Annotated in this window: 1 protein-coding gene; it reads right to left on the bottom strand. The window is 73.5% G+C overall.

The features are described from left to right. Positions 1-608: ABC transporter ATP-binding protein (locus AC0KUR_RS38085; RefSeq protein WP_473377416.1), on the bottom strand; the 608-nt coding region annotated here is incomplete at both ends.

The following is a 608-nucleotide window of genomic DNA, read 5'->3' on the forward strand; positions in this document are numbered from 1 at the left end:
AGCATCTGCGGCGCGGCCGTCTGCACGAGCCTGCCTTGCCACATCACCGCGACTTCGTCGCCGAGCGTCATCGCCTCGGGCTGGTCGTGCGTGACGAGCACCGACGTCGCGCCTGCCGCAGCAAGCGCGTCGGCCACCGCGCTGCGCGTTTCATGGCGAAGCGACGTGTCGAGCGCGGAGAACGGTTCGTCGAGGATCACGAGCGAGGGCTCGGGCGCCAGCGCGCGCGCGAGGGCCACGCGCTGCTGCTGGCCGCCGGACAGCTGCTGCGGCGCGCGGCTCGCATACGACGCCGACAGCCCGACCATCTCGAGCAGTTCGTCGACGCGGTGATGGCGGCGCCGTGCCGCGCGCGGCAGCCCGAACGCGATGTTGTCGGCCACCGACAGGTGCGGAAACAGCGCGCCTTCCTGCGGCACGTAGCCGATCCGGCGCCGTTCGGGCGGCAGGTGCACGTCGGGGGCGGCCACGCGGCGTCCGTCGATCTCGACGGTGCCGCGCTCGGCGCGCTCGAAGCCGCACAGCACGCGCAGCAGCGTCGTCTTGCCGCTGCCGGACGGGCCCAGCAGCGCGAGGCGCGAGCCGCGCCGTACCGTGAGATCGATGTC

The organism is Burkholderia sp. YHN3-13 (genome assembly GCF_055810675.1).